Genomic DNA, 4,689 nt, shown 5'->3' with positions numbered 1-4,689 from the left:
GTTCCTGACTTAGTTAAAATGCTAAAGGATGAAGACGAGTCTGTACGGCAGATAGCAGCGGAGTCGCTTGGGAGAATGAAGTCTGAAAAGGCGGTCGATAGATTAATAAATTCTCTTAAGGACGATCATTCTGGTGTTGCTTATCAAGCAGCAGCAGCTTTAGGGAAAATTGCTTCCGAGAAAGCTCTTTTGGCACTTGCTCAAGTGTGGAAAGAGAACACGATTCCTGATTTCTACTTGATTAGTATCATTGAAGAAATTGAAAGGCAAGATACAATTGCTTGTATTTTGCCCAAATTCTCAGAAATGCTGTCCGGTTCGGATGACACTTATGTTCTTCAAGCGATCGCTTCTATCCAAAACCGCTGTAAGTTCTACAACTACGAGATCTGGCAAGCCCACTTAGCAGCCCAGCAGGGCGACAACTCCGCCAGCCAAAGTGGCAGTAGCCCTTCCACAATTAACCAATTCCCCAACGCCATCGAAGTCAAAATCTTTGAAAACGTTCAAAACTATCACGAATCTCCACCCAAAGACCCACCCCCCTAACCCCTACGATCCATCCGCTACACTCAAACCAAACAAACGGAGACCCTCACCATGCAAATCACAATCGCCCTCCCTGACGCCCTTCAGCAAGCCCTAGTCCATCAAGCCGCCCAAAACCAAACCACCCCTGAACAATTGATCATTCAAGCTCTTAAGCAATACCTCCAACCCGCAATCACAACCGCCGACACCGATCAACTCCTCTCCCTCATCGGTACTCTAGAACTCGGTACTACCGACCTCGCGGAAAACCACGACCAATACCTTGGCGAAGCCCTCTACCAAGAACTCCGCAATGCCGAATAATCTCTTCATTGATACCTCTGGTTGGGCGAGCGTTTTCATCCCCACCGAAACCCATTATCCAATTGCTGCCGAGCATTTCCGCACTGCGATCGCCAGCCGCACTGAAATTATCACCACCAACTACGTCATCGCCGAACTTGTTGCACTCCTCAATAGCCCCCACCGTCTACCACGCGATCGCATCTTTAACCACATCAATATTGTTCGCCAAAATCCCTACATTACTCGTATCCACATTGATCCATCCACAGACCAAGCCGCTTGGGAACTTTGCCAAAACCGCCCCGACAAACCCTGGTCACTCGTCGATTGCAGTTCCTTCATCATGATGCAGCAACACAACATCCAACAAGCCCTCACCACCGACCATCACTTTGAACAAGCAGGCTTCATTCGACTCTTAAAATAACCACAAAATCCTGAACGTTTTGAATTTAAATCAGAGAATTTCGCCCATGCCAGGAAAATACGACAACGCCTTTCCAAACGCCCACAAAGTCCAAATCTTTGAGCAAGTTGATACCTACATCGAAAATAATCACTCAACCGAAGCGACCCAACAGCTTACCCAAGTCCTCACAAAACTACGGCAAACATACCCCCATAAACCTGATGCAGAAATCTTTGAAATTCTGCTCCACGGCTTTGCCACCATGCCCCAAAAGAATCCCCAAAACTGGCAGCGCTGGAAAGATAGTTTCAGCATCCTATTTGCAGGTGGAGTTGAAGCTGCCAAAATTTTAATTCCAGTCGCAGGCATCCCAATCGAAGTCGTCAAGCGGCTTTATGAGATCTACGATCGCAATCAAAACCAACTGCCAGGAGCTTAATCGCCTTCGTCAGCACTATTACCTTCCACAAACACCAAACCAAGGAGTCTAAACCATGCTAACGACCCCCTATCCCCACCTCGAAACTTCCACCAATCAACCAGCCCATCTCAAACGCCTCCCCCGCATCCGCGTTACCCAAATCGTCATGGACTACCTCACCCACGGCTGGTCTGTTGATGAAATCTGCCACCAACACCCCTACCTTCTTCCCGCCGAAGCCCACGCCGCCATGACCTACTACTTCGATCACCCGGCTGAAATCGAAGCTGAAATCCAACACGAACTTCAACAACTTGAACAAATCCGTCCTTTAAATCAAAGGAATCTGAACCATGAAAGCCATTGAAACTACAGCTACCCTCTCAGAAAATGGGCAACTTACCCTCGATGAGCCACTAACGCTTGGCATTAGCAGCCGAGTTCGCGTGATTGTACTCATCACTGAACCTGAAGATGACCCGGACGATACCCCGATCGCAGAAATCCGCGAAGGCATTTATCGTGGTTGGCAAGATGCCCTAGCCGGACGCACCAAACCCGTATCGCAACTTTGGGACGGCTGAACCGAAATTTGTGAAATCCTTCAACGCGCTGAAGCCGATCGCTCAAAAAAAAACCGCGCACAGGGCACGGTCGTAGGAGCATAATTCACGAATAAAATGTAGTCACACCTGATGGTAAGAAACAGTGACGAGTCAGGAACGTCCAACAGATGAGTTGTTCATGTTGCTGAACATGTCTGTATTATTAGGGCGATCGCTCTTCAGTGTCGTGATGTATCTCTAGATGCTCCGTGATATTACGTTGCTTTTCGTGTGACGCAGATCAGCTTGTGGGACTGATCTCACAACCAGCTACACCCAAGCCAAGGCCGTGAGCCAGTCTAGAATCGCGCTGTTGACCTCCTCTGGGCGTTCATCATGGGGGCAGTGTCCCGTCTTGGCGATCGCTTGAAAGGTGACTGAAGGAGTAGCTCCGGTCTCACGCTGAGCAGCGAGGTCTTGGTAAAGTTTGGATCCCGCAATGGGCGTCCAGGGATCGGCTTCTCCCCAAAGAACCAGGAGGGGTTGCTGAATCTGGGGCAGCAGGTCGCTGGGGCGGGGGCCAGCTGGGGCAGTCAAAATAGAGGCGAATACTTTCTGGGCACCGGGGTCGCAGGAGGGTTCGTAGAGGATATCAATTAGGTCGTCGGTCACCGCTGTGGGATCGCAATAGACCTGCTTAAGGGTGCCACGAATGCGCGATCGCCGCCGTACTTGGTTGAACAACAGGGGCCCAAGAGCGGGAGAACTCACCAGTTTTGTGAATGTCCCCATCACCATCCGCAGCGGTAGATTTAGTTCATCTGGGCGATGGTTGAGCCCTCCAGCACAGTTGAGTAAGACACCACCCATTGCCATCTGGGGCCGCTGTGCCAACATCATCATCGCCAGCAGCCCGCCGATGGAATTGCCTACCCAAACTGCCGGACGCTGGATATGCTCTGTCCAAAAGTCGCTCAGAAGGTCGTGCCAAAGATCCAGGCTATAGGCCAGGTCAGGCTTAGCAGACTTGCCAAATCCCAGTAGATCGATAGCAAACACCTGATAGCCCGCCTCTGCCAGAACAGGAATATTCTTACGCCAGTGGCCAATGGAAGCACCAAAGCCATGGATGAGCACGAGGGGTTGACCACTGCCCATGACGGTATAGCAAATGGTATGGTCGCGCCACTGCCAGGTAAGATTAGGGAAAGCTAGGGTTGGCGAAATGGTGGTTGTCACAGGGCTATTCTCTTCAATAAGGTAAGGTATCAAGCTAGGAGGCGAAACGTTGCTGGGGATTGATTATGGTGCCCAGGCTACGACTTGCATGACGTGGCTGAGTCTACAGTAGTGTTGCTGAATATAAGTATGAATTGCTCAATCTGCCCTAGGGAGAGCGGACAAGAAGTCTAGCTCCCTTCTCCCTAGGGAGAAGGGTTGGGGATGAGGGCAAATCATCTATCGATTCAGCAATGCTCTTGGTTGAACGCCTTGCCATGATGGGGATAGTTTCATTGTATCGAATTGTATCGTTCGGGCTAGGTGGCCAACACGTCGATCTGATCGCCATGGTCAATGCATACCGTGGCGCTAGCCAACTGGAACGGACTCGCTCCGCCCCAAGTCACTCCAATACAGCCTGCAGCTCCTCCATACTTGGCCATGAGAATATCGGATTGAGAGTCGCCCACCACCAGGGTTGCGGCTGGATCAACGCCGAGGTGTTCACAGGCGCTATGGTAAAACTCCGCTTGAGGCTTACGGAGTTGCTCGGTGCTACCAAGGGCGATCGCCATGTACTCCTCTAGGTCGTAGCGTTTTAGGAAATCGTCTACCAAGGCAGGACTGTCGGCGGAGAGGACGCCGAGGGTCACGCCAGACTGCTGTAGACGCTGGAGCAGGGGCACCATGCCGGCAAAGGGGGGCGTGTGGTCGGCTTTGCGGGGTAGGGTTTGGTCGGCTTCTCGAAAGCTAGCCTGCACCAAGGTGAGGGATTCGATCCACCCCCGTCCTGTTTCGGCAACGTAGGCCGCCGCCGCAATTTCATTGTCGTAGCGTGTGCCAAGGGCCATCAGTCCGCTGGGATCCAAGCGATCGCCCTCCACACCAAACGCCATCAACATTGGTTCTTGCACGCCCGGAATTTGGGCATCAATCAGACGCGATCGCCGCTGGGCCAGCTCTCGCAAAAAGTTAGCGGAGTCGGCTAAGGTGCCGTCTTTGTCAAAGAAAATGGCTTGAATGGACGGAAATACAGCATCCCGACAGCGAATGGTGACCAAGGACTTAACCTCTACAGCGATCGAACGTTCCTATGCTCTCACGGTCTGCCCATCGATCGGAGAGCAAAAGGGTGATCTAGGTCACAGAATTACCGGGATGCGGTCACCCTTAGTCTTGCTCACCGTCACGGGACTTCTCTATGAAGGTCACACAAAATTGCTGGGGGCGTCACTGAGGCGATCGCCAAAACCGTA

At 51.6% G+C, this 4,689-nt stretch carries 8 protein-coding genes; 6 read left to right on the top strand and 2 right to left on the bottom strand.

The genetic code is table 11. The features are described from left to right. From V6D20_16710 to V6D20_16685, 6 genes are all read left to right on the top strand, one after another. The coding region (locus tag V6D20_16710; protein ID HEY9817421.1) for a HEAT repeat domain-containing protein at positions 1 to 549 on the top strand (549 nt) is incomplete at its 5' end. A 51-nt stretch (positions 550 to 600) separates the two neighbouring features. After that, positions 601 to 855: a hypothetical protein gene (locus V6D20_16705; protein HEY9817420.1), complete on the top strand. Its 255-nt coding sequence runs from the start codon at positions 601 to 603 to the stop codon at positions 853 to 855. Then, complete coding sequence (locus V6D20_16700; GenBank protein ID HEY9817419.1) at positions 845 to 1,264, top strand: PIN domain-containing protein; 420 nt, start codon at positions 845 to 847, stop codon at positions 1,262 to 1,264. Before V6D20_16705 ends, V6D20_16700 begins: the two co-directional genes overlap by 11 nt. A gap of 46 nt (positions 1,265 to 1,310) precedes the next feature. Beyond that, positions 1,311 to 1,685: a hypothetical protein gene (locus tag V6D20_16695; GenBank protein ID HEY9817418.1), complete on the top strand. Its 375-nt coding sequence runs from the start codon at positions 1,311 to 1,313 to the stop codon at positions 1,683 to 1,685. Between the two features lie 55 nt (positions 1,686 to 1,740). Then, on the top strand, positions 1,741 to 2,034 hold the full coding sequence (locus V6D20_16690) for a DUF433 domain-containing protein (GenBank protein ID HEY9817417.1): 294 nt from the start codon (positions 1,741 to 1,743) through the stop codon (positions 2,032 to 2,034). Then, complete coding sequence (locus V6D20_16685; GenBank protein ID HEY9817416.1) at positions 2,021 to 2,251, top strand: hypothetical protein; 231 nt, start codon at positions 2,021 to 2,023, stop codon at positions 2,249 to 2,251. The genes V6D20_16690 and V6D20_16685 overlap by 14 nt, the downstream gene beginning before the upstream one ends. Before the next feature lie 291 nt (positions 2,252 to 2,542). Here V6D20_16685 and V6D20_16680 read toward each other — a convergent pair whose 3' ends face one another. Both V6D20_16680 and V6D20_16675 read right to left on the bottom strand, forming a co-directional pair. After that, positions 2,543 to 3,451, bottom strand: a complete 909-nt coding sequence (locus V6D20_16680; GenBank protein HEY9817415.1) for an alpha/beta fold hydrolase — start codon at positions 3,449 to 3,451, stop codon at positions 2,543 to 2,545. Positions 3,452 to 3,750: 299 nt separating this feature from the next. Beyond that, positions 3,751 to 4,494, bottom strand: a complete 744-nt coding sequence (locus V6D20_16675; GenBank protein HEY9817414.1) for an HAD family hydrolase — start codon at positions 4,492 to 4,494, stop codon at positions 3,751 to 3,753. Between the last annotated feature and the right edge of the window lie 195 nt (positions 4,495 to 4,689).

It is taken from the genome of Candidatus Obscuribacterales bacterium, from assembly GCA_036703605.1.
Classification (GTDB): Bacteria; Cyanobacteriota; Cyanobacteriia; order RECH01; family RECH01; genus RECH01.
The sequence above is the reverse complement of the archived record's forward strand: the minus strand, read 5'-3'. Positions and strand labels throughout refer to the sequence as shown.